Annotated in this window: 15 protein-coding genes; 5 read left to right on the top strand and 10 right to left on the bottom strand. The window is 61.5% G+C overall.

Annotated elements, in window-relative coordinates:
* The first annotated feature begins 50 nt into the window (after positions 1-50).
* The gene (locus LCH64_RS14020; protein WP_226500550.1) at positions 51-686 is read left to right on the top strand and encodes a TetR/AcrR family transcriptional regulator; all 636 of its coding nucleotides are present in this window, start codon (positions 51-53) and stop codon (positions 684-686) included.
* 104 nt (positions 687-790) lie between these two features.
* Here LCH64_RS14020 and LCH64_RS14025 read toward each other — a convergent pair whose 3' ends face one another.
* Positions 791-1,570 (bottom strand): class I SAM-dependent methyltransferase, encoded by a 780-nt coding sequence (locus LCH64_RS14025; protein ID WP_226500662.1) that lies wholly within the window; start codon positions 1,568-1,570, stop codon positions 791-793.
* A 96-nt stretch (positions 1,571-1,666) separates the two neighbouring features.
* Between LCH64_RS14025 and LCH64_RS14030 the strand changes: the two genes are divergently transcribed.
* Complete coding sequence (locus LCH64_RS14030) at positions 1,667-2,287, top strand: energy transducer TonB (RefSeq protein ID WP_103485399.1); 621 nt, start codon at positions 1,667-1,669, stop codon at positions 2,285-2,287.
* 4 nt (positions 2,288-2,291) lie between these two features.
* On the opposite strand, the gene LCH64_RS14035 is transcribed toward LCH64_RS14030, so the two are convergent.
* From LCH64_RS14035 to ppc, 7 genes are all read right to left on the bottom strand, one after another.
* On the bottom strand, positions 2,292-2,984 hold the full coding sequence (locus tag LCH64_RS14035; protein WP_226500551.1) for an extensin family protein: 693 nt from the start codon (positions 2,982-2,984) through the stop codon (positions 2,292-2,294).
* 2 nt (positions 2,985-2,986) lie between these two features.
* Entirely contained in the window at positions 2,987-3,823 is an 837-nt protein-coding gene (locus LCH64_RS14040) for an isocitrate lyase/phosphoenolpyruvate mutase family protein (protein ID WP_226500552.1), read from the bottom strand.
* A 30-nt stretch (positions 3,824-3,853) separates the two neighbouring features.
* Positions 3,854-4,714, bottom strand: a complete 861-nt coding sequence (locus LCH64_RS14045) for a DUF72 domain-containing protein (protein WP_204894983.1) — start codon at positions 4,712-4,714, stop codon at positions 3,854-3,856.
* Positions 4,714-5,022, bottom strand: coding sequence for a hypothetical protein (locus tag LCH64_RS14050; RefSeq protein WP_003222071.1), 309 nt, complete (start codon positions 5,020-5,022; stop codon positions 4,714-4,716). Before LCH64_RS14050 ends, LCH64_RS14045 begins: the two co-directional genes overlap by 1 nt.
* 256 nt (positions 5,023-5,278) lie before the next feature.
* Positions 5,279-5,953, bottom strand: a complete 675-nt coding sequence (tsaB, locus tag LCH64_RS14055; protein ID WP_226500553.1) for a tRNA (adenosine(37)-N6)-threonylcarbamoyltransferase complex dimerization subunit type 1 TsaB — start codon at positions 5,951-5,953, stop codon at positions 5,279-5,281.
* Between the two features lie 93 nt (positions 5,954-6,046).
* On the bottom strand, positions 6,047-6,694 hold the full coding sequence (gene adk, locus LCH64_RS14060; protein WP_003222067.1) for an adenylate kinase: 648 nt from the start codon (positions 6,692-6,694) through the stop codon (positions 6,047-6,049).
* A gap of 290 nt (positions 6,695-6,984) precedes the next feature.
* Complete coding sequence (gene ppc / locus LCH64_RS14065; RefSeq protein WP_226500554.1) at positions 6,985-9,615, bottom strand: phosphoenolpyruvate carboxylase; 2,631 nt, start codon at positions 9,613-9,615, stop codon at positions 6,985-6,987.
* 213 nt (positions 9,616-9,828) lie between these two features.
* Here ppc and LCH64_RS14070 point away from each other — a divergent pair, with 213 nt between their 5' ends.
* The 3 genes from LCH64_RS14070 to LCH64_RS14080 all read left to right on the top strand — a co-directional run bounded on the left by LCH64_RS14070 (position 9,829) and on the right by LCH64_RS14080 (position 11,787).
* On the top strand, positions 9,829-10,173 hold the full coding sequence (locus LCH64_RS14070) for a hypothetical protein (RefSeq protein ID WP_003222064.1): 345 nt from the start codon (positions 9,829-9,831) through the stop codon (positions 10,171-10,173).
* 364 nt (positions 10,174-10,537) lie between these two features.
* Positions 10,538-10,942: a DUF4398 domain-containing protein gene (locus LCH64_RS14075; protein WP_003222062.1), complete on the top strand. Its 405-nt coding sequence runs from the start codon at positions 10,538-10,540 to the stop codon at positions 10,940-10,942.
* A gap of 56 nt (positions 10,943-10,998) precedes the next feature.
* A complete protein-coding gene (locus tag LCH64_RS14080; RefSeq protein WP_003222060.1) occupies positions 10,999-11,787 on the top strand; it encodes an OmpA family protein in 789 nt (262 codons plus the stop codon).
* A gap of 174 nt (positions 11,788-11,961) precedes the next feature.
* Here LCH64_RS14080 and LCH64_RS14085 read toward each other — a convergent pair whose 3' ends face one another.
* Together LCH64_RS14085 and LCH64_RS14090 are read right to left on the bottom strand one after the other, a co-directional pair.
* Entirely contained in the window at positions 11,962-12,291 is a 330-nt protein-coding gene (locus tag LCH64_RS14085; RefSeq protein ID WP_003222058.1) for a hypothetical protein, read from the bottom strand.
* Positions 12,288-13,193, bottom strand: coding sequence for an alpha/beta hydrolase (locus tag LCH64_RS14090; RefSeq protein ID WP_003222056.1), 906 nt, complete (start codon positions 13,191-13,193; stop codon positions 12,288-12,290). Before LCH64_RS14090 ends, LCH64_RS14085 begins: the two co-directional genes overlap by 4 nt.
* Positions 13,194-13,217 lie beyond the last annotated feature (24 nt).

Below are 13,217 nucleotides of genomic sequence, written 5' to 3' on the forward strand. Positions count from 1 at the left end.
CCGGTATGGTATTAATAGCAAACTCACCAGTCCAGTATTAAAAGCGAAGAATGTCGAACAATCTTTCAGCTCCAAACGGTCCGGGCCGTCCGAAGGATCCGGCCAAGCGCCGGGCGATCCTCGATGCGGCGAAAACCCTGTTTCTGAGTCACGGCTACGCCAACACCAGCATGGACGCGGTGGCCGCCGAGGCTGGCGTGTCGAAACTGACGGTTTACAGCCACTTCAACGACAAGGAGACGCTGTTCTCCTCCGCGGTGATGGCCAAATGCGAGGAGCAGTTACCGCCGCTGTTCTTCGAATTGCCCGCCGGCATCCCCGTGGAAAATGTGTTGCTGAACATTGCCCGGGGCTTTCATCAGCTGATCAACAGCGACGAGTCGGTGAATCTGCACCGTTTGATGATGGCGCTGGGTACGCAAGATCCGAAGTTGTCGCAGATTTTCTTCGAAGCCGGTCCCGAGCGCATGGTGCAAGGGATGGAGCGGCTGCTGAAGCGCATCGACGAGACCGGCGCGCTGCGCATCGATCAGCCGCGCAATGCGGCCGAGCATTTCTTCTGCCTGATCAAGGGCGCGGGGAATTTTCGCTTGCTGTATTGCTGCGGTGAGCCGCTGAGCGAAGAGGCTTCAGAGAGTCACGTGCAGGAAGTGGTGGGGTTGTTCATGCGGGCGTATCGGCCCTGATTTTGCGGTGTGGCGGCTGCCCTCTTCGCGAGCAAGCCCGCTCCCACATTTGAAATGCATTCCAATGTGGGAGCGGGCTTGCTCGCGAAAGGGACAACTCGGTCTCAAGCCTTGAGCGCTTTCTTCGGGTAAATGTCATACCGACTGGATTTACCATCCAGCGCATGGCTCGGTTTCGGCCCCTCGATGCACGGCGCCTTGCGCGGACGCTTGACCACCACCCGATGCGTCGCCAGTGCCAATGCCGCTTCGAGCAGCGCCGGTGCATCCGGATCATCCCCGACCAGTGGCCGGAACAGGCGCATTTCCTTCTTCACCAGCGCGGTTTTCTCACGGTGCGGGAACATCGGGTCGAGGTAGATCACCTGCGGCGGCTCGCCCTCCCAGTTGCGCATGACTTCGATGGAGTTGCCCTTGAGCAGCTTCATCCGCGCGACAATCGGCGCCACGTCGAAATCTTCCGCCGCCCGCGCCAGACCATCCTCCAGCAGCGCACCGATCAATGGCTGACGCTCGATCAGGCTCATCTCGCAGCCCAGACTGGCCAGCACGAACGCGTCCTTGCCCAGCCCCGCCGTGGCATCCAGCACCCGTGGGCGCACGCCCTGGGCGATGCCGACCGCCTTGGCGATCATCTGCCCGCTGCCGCCACCGTACAGACGCCGATGCGCCGCGCCACCCTCGACGAAGTCCACGCGCACCGGCCCCGGTGCATCCGGGCCGAGCTGTTGCAGCTGCAAACCCTGCTCGCCGACCTGCAAGGCGAACTCGCCGTCGTCCACCTGCAGCGGCAGGCCCAGACGCTCGGCCCATTGCTCGGCCTGCGCTTCAAACGTCGGGGCAAGGGCCTGGACATGGATGCGGCAGGCCGCGGGTTGCTCAATCATGAAAACACGCTCAAAAAAGTTAAGGATCGGCAAAAAGTGGCCGATAAACCAATCAACGCGCATTTTGCCAGAGCTGAGCGTCAACCGAAAAAAATGTCAGGCATTCTTCCCACATCGATTGGCTACATTTCGCCCAAGGGCGACTTCAGCCGTCATAACACTCAAGCATTGGGCGGCGTCAGTCACCTGTGGCAGGATTTCTTTGCCCAGGCCCTGGCCGAACAGACGAGTGATGTGGTGCCGGCCTGTGGCACCTTTCCACCGGTTGACCTGAACAGCCCGGAAGAACCGACCCTGGGCAGCGAGCTGCACGCGCACATCGTCGAGCAGCGTCAGTGCGACGTGGTCGACACCGAAGTGCGTCCGCCGGAGCCGCTGTTCCTGCCGATCGCCGAGTTCGAAACCGACCTGCTGGACAAGCCGTTCCCACCGTTCCCGCCAGAAGAACTCAAGGCTCAGCAAGAGCAGCAGGATTTCGACAGCAGTTGGGTCCGGCCAATCGTGATCAACAACGGTCAGCCTGTGCCAGAGCCTGGCCCGGCGCCGCAGAAAAAGCCGCTGTACCTGCCGATTGCCGAATTCGATCTCGATCTGCTGCAAAAACCTTATCCGCCGTTCCCGCCGGAAGAAATTGCCGAGCAACAGAAGGCACTGGACTTCGATAACGGCTGGGCGCGCCCGATCGTGTTGCAGAACCTGCGCCTCGCCGCCTGACACCTCAGCGACATACGCTCCAGCGCCCGACATCGACATGGAAGTGATTGCGATGGGCAGCGTTGTAATCCGGACTCAACACCACACTGAACGCCTCGCAAGCGCCGTCGCGCACCTGCCGCAGAAACCGTGCGTCCTGATTCTGCTTCGGCCAGTCCTTGAGCACGCTGATAGTGCGCCCGTCCGCCAGACGAAAACCGGCAATGTCCAGCGCATCGGCACTGGCATGCCGGCTGAGCGCCCCGCTCTCGCGGTTATAGACATTGCGACAGGCAAAGCTGCCGAGGTGATCAAGCCGCGTCACCCTCTGCCCGTAAACAGATTGCGCGGCGGGTTGCAGGGTATGCCGCTCAAACATCGCGTAAGCCACCGCCAGCGGGCAACTGGCGAGGAAGCTGCTGCTCAGCGCCACCTCTGCGCCCTGCACGCGCACGGCGTCAATCAAAGGACACTTGGCGTCGGGGCTGTCGGCTTGCGCTGTGACGCGCAGACCCGAGTTGCTCAGGACTTGTGCGCATAACTCGGGATTGCCGCGCAGGCGCATCAGTTTGAAACCGGTCAGCCAGTTCGGCGCGGCCGTCACGTCCAGCGGCGCCCACGGATTCCACTCGGCCGGTACGTCGAGCCAGCCGCGCCAGGCGCTGACCACGGCGCCAGCAATCATCAACAATACCGACAGCGCGATCCAGCGACCCATGCTCAGCCCTTGAAAAACTGATTGGCCTTGGCGTACGGCATCGATTGCGACGTGAAGCCGAAGGTGCCGTGCTGCTGGATTTCTTCTGCCGCGCGGAAGAACTCACCGAACGCCGCCAAGGCCAATGCCGAACCGGTACTGATGCGCCGCACGCCCATTTCTTCGAGCTCCTTCACGGTCAGTTTCAAACCGCCGGACATCAACACATTGACCGGCTTCGGCGCCACTGCGCGCACCACCGCCAGCACTTCTTCGGCGTTACGCAAACCCGGCGCGTACAGCACGTCGGCGCCGGCCTCGGCGAAAGCTTGCAGGCGGCGAATAGTGTCGTGGATATCGGGATTGCCGTGCAGGTAGTTTTCCGCGCGAGCGGTCAGGGTGAAGGGAAATGGCAGTGTGCGCACAGCGGCAACGGCAGCTTCGATGCGTGCCACGGCATGTTCAAAGCAGTAAATCGGTGCGTCGGCACGGCCTGTGGCGTCCTCGATCGAACCGCCCACCGCGCCGGCCTCGGCGGCACGCAGCAAGCTTTTGGCGCACTCGGCCGGGTCATCGGCGAAACCGTTTTCCAGGTCCACCGCCACCGGCAGATCGGTGGCCGCGACAATTGCCCGGACATTGGCCAGGGTGTCATCGAGACTCAAGGCGCCGTCGGCCTTGCCTTGGGAAAATGCGTAACCGGCACTGGTGGTCGCCAACGCCTGATAGCCCAGACTGGCGAGCATCTTCGCCGAGCCGGCATCCCACGGGTTGGGAATCACGAAAATCCCCGCACCTTCATGCAGGGCTTTGAAGGCTTGGGCTTTGCGGGCTTGTTCGTTACGGGCGTGGGCGTCCATCGGCAGGCTCCTGAGCAGGGAAAATCCGCCTCAGAGCAAGCCGAGTTGCTCGGCGGCGGGTTCTCTGTATAGCTCAGGCAGGGATGGCAGGCCAGGCAAACGTTGCATCAATTGTGCGTGAAAACGTTGCGCCAGCTTCGCCGCCATGACGTTGTCGGCGGTGTGCAGGAAGATGTAGGGCGTGCGGCCCTCTTCGATCCACTCGGCAATTTTCGCCACCCACGGCACCAGGAACGGATCGTTGGCTTCCAGCTCCGGGTGGCCGATGAAGCGCACCTGCGGAAACTGGGTGAACGCCGCCGGACGGGTCGGTACCCGGGGCTTTTTCGATTGCGCGTGGATCACCGAAGACTCGGTCGACAGGCAACTGAACAGCGCCCGTGGATCGAGGCAGATGCGTTCTACGCCACGGTCGAGCAGCAAGCGATTGAGCAGGCGTTCGCTCTCACCCTTGGCGAAGAACTGTTCGTGACGCACTTCCACCGCCAGCGGTCGGTCCAGCGCGTCGATGAACGCGGTCAACTCCGGCAGCCGATGCGGGGTGAAGCTTTTCGACAGTTGCAGCCACAGCGGCGAAACACGTTCGCCGAGCGGGCTGAGGAGGTTTACGAAAGTTTCGGCGGCAGTCAGTTGATCGCGCAGGTCACCGCTGTGGCTGATGTCGCCGGGGAACTTGGCGGTGAAGCGAAAGTGTTCGGGCATGGTCTCGGCCCAGCGCTGCACAGTGGCCGGCGAAGGGCTGGCGTAGAAGGTCGTGTTGCCTTCGACGGCGTTGAACACTTGGGAATAGAGACTGAGGAAGTCCGCGGTCTTGGCGTCTTCGGGGTACAGATACTCGCGCCAGGCGTTTTCACTCCAGGACGGGCAACCGAGGTAGTAAGGCAGATCCATCAGATGTACAGGTCGAGGCCCAGCACATCCGCATCCCAATCGACAAAACCGGCGGTGCTCAGGTAGCTGGCGAGGGCCATCGCTACGCTCTTGCTCATGGCGCGGTGATAAATCATGTCTTGCTGACGGGCAGGCAGATTGGCAAGGCGTTGTGCGGAGGCTTTGGCAGCGCGGGCGGCCAGTTGCTCTTCAGTCGGGAATTCCAGCTCGCCGTCGATATCGTCGACGGATTCATCCAGCGCCACATTGCCTTTGCGAGGCTTGCGCTTGATGGGGTAGGACTGAGAGGAGAGGCCGTCTATACGCATAAATTCATGCTCGGTATCGATGATGGCAATTTAGCGGCACTTGGCCGACTTAGCAAACTGCCGAGTGATAACTAGAACACATAAAGCGTAAAAGGTTTAAAGCGCGGGGTTGGAAACTGACGATTGGCAGTGACTTTAATTGAACACCGGATCTGTGGGAGCGGGCTTGCTCGCGAAAGCGGTGTGTCAGGCACCTGGATAGAGACTGACATGGCCTCTTCGCGAGCAAGCCCGCTCCCACAGGTTTTGTGGTGAATCAGCGAGCCTTCGGGGTGGCGACTTTGTCGCGCAGATAAACCGGTTGCGCATCATCGGCAGGGATCGACTCACCGCGTTCCCAGGCAAACCGCGCCAAGGTCAGCAGGTCTTCAGCGTGAGGCAGCATGCCGGCGTCCTGACCGGACAGACTGACCGCGATCCGCTCACCATAGCCCCAACCGGTACCGGCACCGAACCACTCGCCGCTGGCATCGGCCGGCAATGCCGCCACTTCCGGCGGCAGTACCGCTTCGACACCGACCAGACGCATCTCGCCCGCGGTTTCGCGGTAGCAGCCCCAATACACTTCATCCATCCGCGCATCGATGGCCGCTGCGACCTGGCTCACGCCGTGTTCGCGATACGCACGTTGCGCCAGTACGGCCAGGTTCGACACCGGCAGCACCGGACGATCCAGCGCGAACGCCAGCCCCTGCACCACACCGATGGCAATCCGCACGCCGGTAAACGCACCCGGCCCACGACCGAACGCGATGGCGTTCACCGCTTGCAGCGTGGTGCCGGCATCGGCCAGCAGTTGCTGGATCATCGGCAGCAGTTTCTGCGCGTGCAAACGCGGGATCACCTCGTAATGGCTCGTGACCTTGCCGTCATGCAGCAAGGCAACGGAGCAAGCTTCGGTCGCGGTGTCCAGGGCCAGCAAGGTGCTCATCGATGTATCCAAAACAGGTGGTGGAAAAAGTGCGTCAGTATAAACAACTACGGCCCGCAAGCGGGCCGAGGATGATGCAGCCAATCAGCTTTTTCAGCTCAGCGCTTCGAGCACCTTGGCGGTGATCGCTTCCACCGAACCAACGCCCGGGATGTGGCTGTACTTCGGCTTGCCGTTGGCAGCGGAGAGCTTCTGGTAGAAGTCCACCAGCGGCTTGGTCTGCGAGTGGTAGACCGACAGGCGATGACGCACGGTTTCTTCGGTGTCGTCCTTGCGCTGCACCAGGTCGTCGCCGGTAACGTCGTCTTTGCCAGCCACTTTCGGCGGGTTGTAGACGATGTGGTAAACGCGGCCGCTGGCCTCGTGAACGCGACGACCGGCGATACGCTGAACGATTTCTTCGTCCTCAACAGCGATTTCAACCACGGCGTCCAGCTCGACACCGGCGGTTACCAGTGCTTCGGCCTGTGGAATGGTGCGCGGGAAACCGTCGAACAGAAAGCCGTTGGCGCAGTCTGGTTGAGCGATGCGATCCTGCACCAGCGCGATGATCAGGTCATCCGACACCAGACCGCCGGCATCCATGATGCTCTTGGCTTGAACGCCCAGCGGAGTGCCGGCCTTGACCGCAGCACGCAGCATGTCGCCGGTGGAGATTTGCGGAATGCCGAATTTCTCGGTGATGAACTTAGCCTGAGTACCTTTACCGGCCCCGGGAGCTCCCAGCAGAATGACGCGCATCGATGTGCTCCTCAATTTTTTATATAGAAAACAACAGGATTCGCCTCTTGGGGCGGATCTTAAAAATATGGGTCGTGGCCGCACAAACGGCCAAAGGCTGATCAAGATACACAGCAGGCTGCGCCCACACAAGACGCCAAAAGTCGGAGAAACCGCCGCCTGCCGCGACCTTGCGACCCGGTGAGCCAAGTCGCAACCCCATCACTAACTGTCGCCTGCCCGCACTTGCTCGCCGTATACAAAGCGACACCCGGCCTGTGCACCGGGCGCCTGACACGACAGCAAAAACCTTAGCCGGTATTACGCAAACCGGCGGCGATCCCCGCCACAGACACCAGCAGCGCCTGTTCCACCGGGCTGCCCTGCTCGACATTCTGTTGCCGCGAACGGGCCAACAGTTCGGCCTGCAATAGATGTAGCGGATCGAGATAGGTGTTGCGCAGACGGATGAATTCCAGGGTGTCCGGGCTATGTGCCAGCAGCTGCGACTGGCCGGTCAGGCCGAGTACCACCGCGCACGCCTGCGACAATAGGTCGCGTAACTGCGCGCCCAACGGCAGCAAGTCCGGCTCGACCAGACGCTGATCGTACGACAGCGCGATGTCGGCGTCGGCCTTGGCCAGAACCATTTCCAGCATGTCGATACGGGTGCGGAAGAACGGCCACTGTTCGCGCATCTGCCCGAGCAGTTCGCCCTCGCCACGCGCCAGCGCCTTGCTCAACGCGGTTTCCCAGCCGAGCCAGGCCGGCAGCATCAGACGGGTCTGGGTCCAGCCGAAAATCCACGGAATCGCCCGCAGACTTTCGATGCCGCCGGCACGGCGCTTGGCCGGGCGGCTGCCGAGGGGCAGACGTCCCAACTCCTGCTCCGGCGTCGATTGGCGGAAATACTCGACGAACTGCGGATTTTCCCGCACCACGGCGCGATACGCGGCGACGCCGTCGGCGGCCAGTTCATCCATCAGGTGGCGCCATTCGGGCGTCGGTGGCGGTGGCGGCAACAACGTCGCTTCCAGCACGGCAGCCAGATACAGATTGAGGTTCTGCTCGGCGATGTCCGGCAGGCCGAATTTGAATCGAATCATTTCGCCCTGCTCGGTGGTGCGGAACCGCCCCGCCACCGACCCCGGCGGCTGCGACAGAATCGCCGCGTGCGCCGGACCGCCGCCACGGCCCACGGTGCCACCGCGACCATGGAACAACAACAGTTCGACTTGCTGCTCGCGGCAGATCTCCACCAGCCGCTCCTGGGCGCGATATTGCGCCCACGCCGCAGCGGTGGTGCCGGCGTCCTTGGCCGAGTCGGAATAACCGATCATCACTTCCTGCGGGCCTTGCAGCCTGGCGCGGTAACCCGGCAGCAGCAACAGACGCTCCATCACCGGCCCGGCGTTGTCGAGGTCGGCGAGGGTTTCAAACAGCGGCACCACGCGCATCGGCCGCAGCACACCGGACTCTTTGAGCAGCAGTTGCACCGCCAGCACGTCGGAGGCGGCGCCTGCCATCGAGATCACGTAGGAACCCAGCGATGCACTCGGTGCGGCAGCGATTTCCTTGCAGGTGGCGAGCACTTCAGCGGTGTCGGCGGACGGTTTGAAATGCGCCGGGAGCAGTGGCCGACGATTGCTCAATTCGCGAGTGAGGAAGCTGATGCGCTGCTCTTCGTCCCAGTCTTCGTAGCGACCGAGGCCGAGGTAGTCGGTGATTTCAGTCATCGCCGAGCTGTGTCGCGTCGAATCCTGACGCACATCGAGGCGCACCAGGAACAGGCCGAAGGTCACCGCCCGGCGCAGGCAATCGAGCAACGGCCCGTCGGCGATCACGCCCATGCCGCATTCGTGCAACGAGTTGAAACACAGTTCCAGCGGATCGAGCAGATCGCGGTTGTTGTGCAACACGTCGGCCGGTGCCGGCGTGGGCGCAGTCAGCGACGCATGGGCCCAGTTGCGCGTGGCGCGCAGGCGTTCGCGCAATTGCTTGAGCACCGCCCGATAGGGTTCGGCGCTGTCGCCGGCCTTGGCCTTGAGCGCGTCGCTGGCCTGCTGCATCGACAGTTCAGCAGCGAGGTGATCGACATCGCGCAGGTACAGATCGGCAGCCATCCAGCGCGCCAGCAACAGCACCTCGCGGGTCACCGCTGCCGTGACATTCGGGTTGCCGTCACGGTCGCCGCCCATCCACGAAGCAAAGCGGATCGGCGCCGCTTCCAGTGGCAAACGCAGGCCGGTGGCAGCAAATAACGCCTGATCGGCCTTGCGCATGTGGTTGGGAATCGCCTGCCACAGCGAGTGTTCGATCACCGCAAACCCCCACTTGGCCTCGTCGACCGGGGTCGGCCGGGTGCGGCGGATTTCTTCGGTGTGCCAGGCTTCGGCGATCAGCCGTTGCAGGGTGTTGCGGATCTGTTCGCGCTCGGCGCTGGTCAGGTCGCGATGATCCTGAGCGGCCAGTTGTCCGGCAATCGCGTCGTATTTCTGGATCAACGTGCGCCGCGCCACTTCAGTGGGGTGCGCGGTCAGCACCAGTTCGATTTCCAGGCGCGCCAGTTGCCGGGCCAGGGATTCGGCGCTGTGGCCTTCATTGCGCAGGCGGGCGAGCAGTTCCGGGAGCACGCGGGATTCGAACGGCGCCGGCTGCGACTCTTCGCGACGATGAATCAATTGATACTGCTCGGCGATGTTCGCCAGGTTGAGAAACTGGTTGAACGCCCGCGCCACCGGCAGCAATTCGTCTTCGCTCAACTGATTGAGGCTGGCGCTGAGTTCAGCGTCCATCGAGCCACGCCGGTCGGCCTTGGCGCCCTTGCGGATCTGCTCGATCTTGTCGAGAAATCCCTCGCCGTACTGGTCGCGGATGGTATTGCCCAACAGCTCACCCAACAGGTGAACGTCCTCGCGCAAGCGTGCATCAATATCGGTCATCAGCAGTTCTCCAGCGGTAATCGGGACGGCTCAGAAACGAATGCTTTGCCCAGAGAGTGCCGCTCTACGGCGCTTCTTACAAGCAGACGACGAAGGGACTTTAAACCTTGGGGCTTGGAGCTAGTCTCAATAGCAAGCCGTACAACGGCTTGCCGCCGGCCCCGCCGGACACTCACCCAGGCCTGCCACGAGCAGGCACGAAATGAGGTCATCATGAAAATTCGTGAACTCGCCCAGCATTGGGAAGAAAACGCCAAGGGTCGCCTGACCGACACCGGCTACACGATTCATCTGGACGTCGAGGCCGCTGCGCGGCTGGCGGCGATTGCCGAGATGTACCCCAAACGCCACCCGGAAGAACTGCTCGGCGAACTGATCGGCGCCGCGCTTGAAGAGTTCGAGGCGAGCCTGCCGTATGTGAAAGGTTCGACCGTGGTCGCCACCGATGAGGAAGGTGATCCGCTGTATGAAGACGTCGGGCCGACACCGCGGTTTCTGGCGCTGTCGCGGCGGCATCTGCAGGACTTGTCCGCCGCTGCCGGCAAGCAAAAACACTGACACAACACACATCAAACTGTAGGAGTGAGCCTGCTCGCGATAGCGGTGTACCTGTGGCTTTTGATGCCGACTGACACACTGCTATCGCGAGCAGGCGAAGGCCTACAGGGTCGTGTTTCCTTTTGAAAAGTTGCCTGATTTTCCCCGCGCGTACCTCTCCCCGCCTCCAAAGTTCCCGGTTTAGAGCCTTGTCCGTTTGGTCAAAAAAAAATTTGGCGATAGGCCATCTTTTCTGAACTTTTGAAAAACGCCTCCGGTCGGAAGCTGTAACCACGCCTGGAACGAGCGTTTCAAAAACTCGCTTTACACGACGCTCGCGGCTCCTCGACCAGGATGGATTTTCAGTTTTATCAGGAGTTAAACAATGGAGTTGAAGACCATGAAGACCCAAACCTCGTTCTCCCACCTGCGCGGTCTGAAACTGGCTGCTCTGGCTATCGGTACCAGCTTCGTTCTGGCCGGTTGCGCCGGTAACCCACCGACCGAGCAGTACGCCGTGACCCAATCGGCGGTCAACAGCGCCGTCAGCGCCGGTGGTACCGAGTTTGCTGCGGTGGAAATGAAGCAGGCGCAGGACAAGCTGAAACAAGCCGAAATCGCCATGCACGACAAGAAGTATGAACAGGCTCGCACCCTCGCCGAACAGGCCGAATGGGATGCGCGTGTAGCAGAACGCAAGGCTCAGGCCGCCAAGGCCGAACAGGCTCTGAAGGATTCCCAGAAAGGTGTTCAGGAACTGCGTCAGGAAAGTCAGCGCACCGTGCAGTAAGCGCGCATCCGGAATCGCAAAGCTGAAACTTTTATCGATAGAAAGGACGACAAATTATGCGTAAGCAACTGATGATCCCCGCTCTTCTGGCCGCAAGCGTTGCCCTGGCTGCCTGCTCCACTCCGCCTAACCCGAACCTGGAACAGGCGCGCACCAACTACGCCGGCCTGCAGGCCAACCCACAGGCCAGCAAAGTCGCTGCCCTGGAAACCAAGGACGCCAGCGATTATCTGGACAAGGCTGACAAGGCTTATCTGGACAAGCAAGACGCAGCCAAGGTTGACCAGTTGGCCTACCTGACCAACCAGCGCGTGGAAGTGGCCAAGCAGACCATCGCCCTGCGCACCGCTGAAAACAACCTGAAGAACGCTGCCGCGCAACGTGCCCAGGCCCGTCTGGACGCTCGCGATCAGCAGATCAAACAGCTGCAGAATAGCCTGAACGCCAAGCAGACCGACCGCGGTACCCTGGTGACCTTCGGCGACGTGCTGTTCGCCACCAACAAGGCTGACCTGAAATCCAGCGGTCTGGTGAACATCAACAAACTGGCGCAATTCCTCCAGGAAAACCCTGATCGCAAAGTGATCGTCGAAGGCTACACCGACAGCACCGGCGCGGCGTCTTACAACCAGTCGCTGTCCGAGCGTCGTGCGACCTCGGTTCAAGTCGCACTGATCAAGATGGGCGTAGATCCTTCGCGCATCGTGGTTCAGGGTTATGGCAAGGAATACCCGGTTGCCGACAACGGCAGCGTCTCGGGCCGTGCGATGAACCGTCGTGTGGAAGTGACCATTTCCAACGACAACCAGCCAGTGCTGCCACGTTCGGCCGTCAGCTCGAACTAAGCGTCACGCAGTAACGCAAAAGCCCCGCCTGACTGAGTCAGGCGGGGCTTTTTTTGGCCATACATATTCCCCTGTGGGAGCGGGCTTGCTCGCGAAAGCGGTGGATCAGTCGGAATATAGAGTGACTGACACACCGCTTTCGCGAGCAAGCCCGCTCCCACAGTTTTGATCGGGTTATTGCTCGAGTTTCTGCGGGGTTTCCTGCCCCATGCAGCGCACGGCTTTTTTCTGCGCATTGATCAGCACACCGGTCAGGCCTTTCTGCTCGGTATCAAACAGCACCAGCACGCCATCGATGCACTGCGCCACTTGCGGCGCCGGGTCCAGCGAGATTTTGTAGTCTTCACCCGGCACGGTCTTGAGCATGGTGAATTCGTTGAGCAGCAGCGCATCCTCGGGTTTGGCGAAGTGCAGGTAACCGTAGTACCAAAGGGCACCGACCGTGCCGAGGATGCTGCAGATACCGGTGATGATCAGCGGGATGGCGTTACGTTCTTCAGTCATTGCGGACTCTCATTTTCAGAATTCGGGGGTTGCGGGTAGTTCGGGATCTCGCCGAGGCGGCGCAGGCCGTTGAAATGCTCGGGGTCTTCCAGATAACGCAGCATCACCTGGCGCCAGACCGGGTCGCCGAAGGTCTGCACGTGGCCACCGCGGGTCAGTTGCAGCACACGCGGTGGCGGCGCTGCCTGATACAGGCGGATGGCGTTGGACATTGGCACCAGTGGGTCGTCGATGCTGTGAAAGATCAGTTTCGGCACGCCCTTGAGCTGCGGCATCGAGTGGATGGCGCTGTCGCCGTCCGGCACCAGCCACGACAGCGGCACCTGGAACGGCCATGTCAGCCATGAGGTGCTGAGGGCGTACTGGCCGACGCTGCGGTAACTGGCGGGCACACCATCGAGCACGAAAGCCTTGAGCTGTTTTTGCCGCTCGGGGTGCTGCGCCAGCCAATGCACAGCCATCGAGCCGCCGAGGCTCTGACCGAGCAGGATCAGCGGCTTGCCTTTGACCTCGGGCGCCTGATCCAGCCAGGCGAACGCGGCGTCGATGTCCTGATAGATCGCCGGCAGGCTCGGTTCACCCTCCGACAAGCCATACCCGCGATAGTCCACCAGCAGCACCTGATAGCCGTTTTTCGGCAACCACCAACTGCCGCCGAGGTGCATCGGCAGATTGCCGCCATTGCCGTGCAGGTGCAGAACCGTGCCCTTGACCTCGACCCCGGGTTTGGCCGGCAGCCACCAGGCGTTGAGCTTGAGGCCGTCAGCCGTAGTCAGCGTGACGGTACGGTATTCGAGCTTGGCTTTTTCCGGGGTGAAGATCTGGCCCGGCTCAGGGTAGAACAACAACGAACTGCAACCGCCGAGGGTCAGGAGCAGGCAAAGGATGCCGAGGATTCTCATCCGGTGAAACCTCGCAAAAGATTC

It is taken from the genome of Pseudomonas sp. MWU16-30322 (assembly GCF_020515535.1).
In the GTDB taxonomy this organism is placed as follows: Bacteria; Pseudomonadota; Gammaproteobacteria; order Pseudomonadales; family Pseudomonadaceae; genus Aquipseudomonas; species Aquipseudomonas fluorescens_H.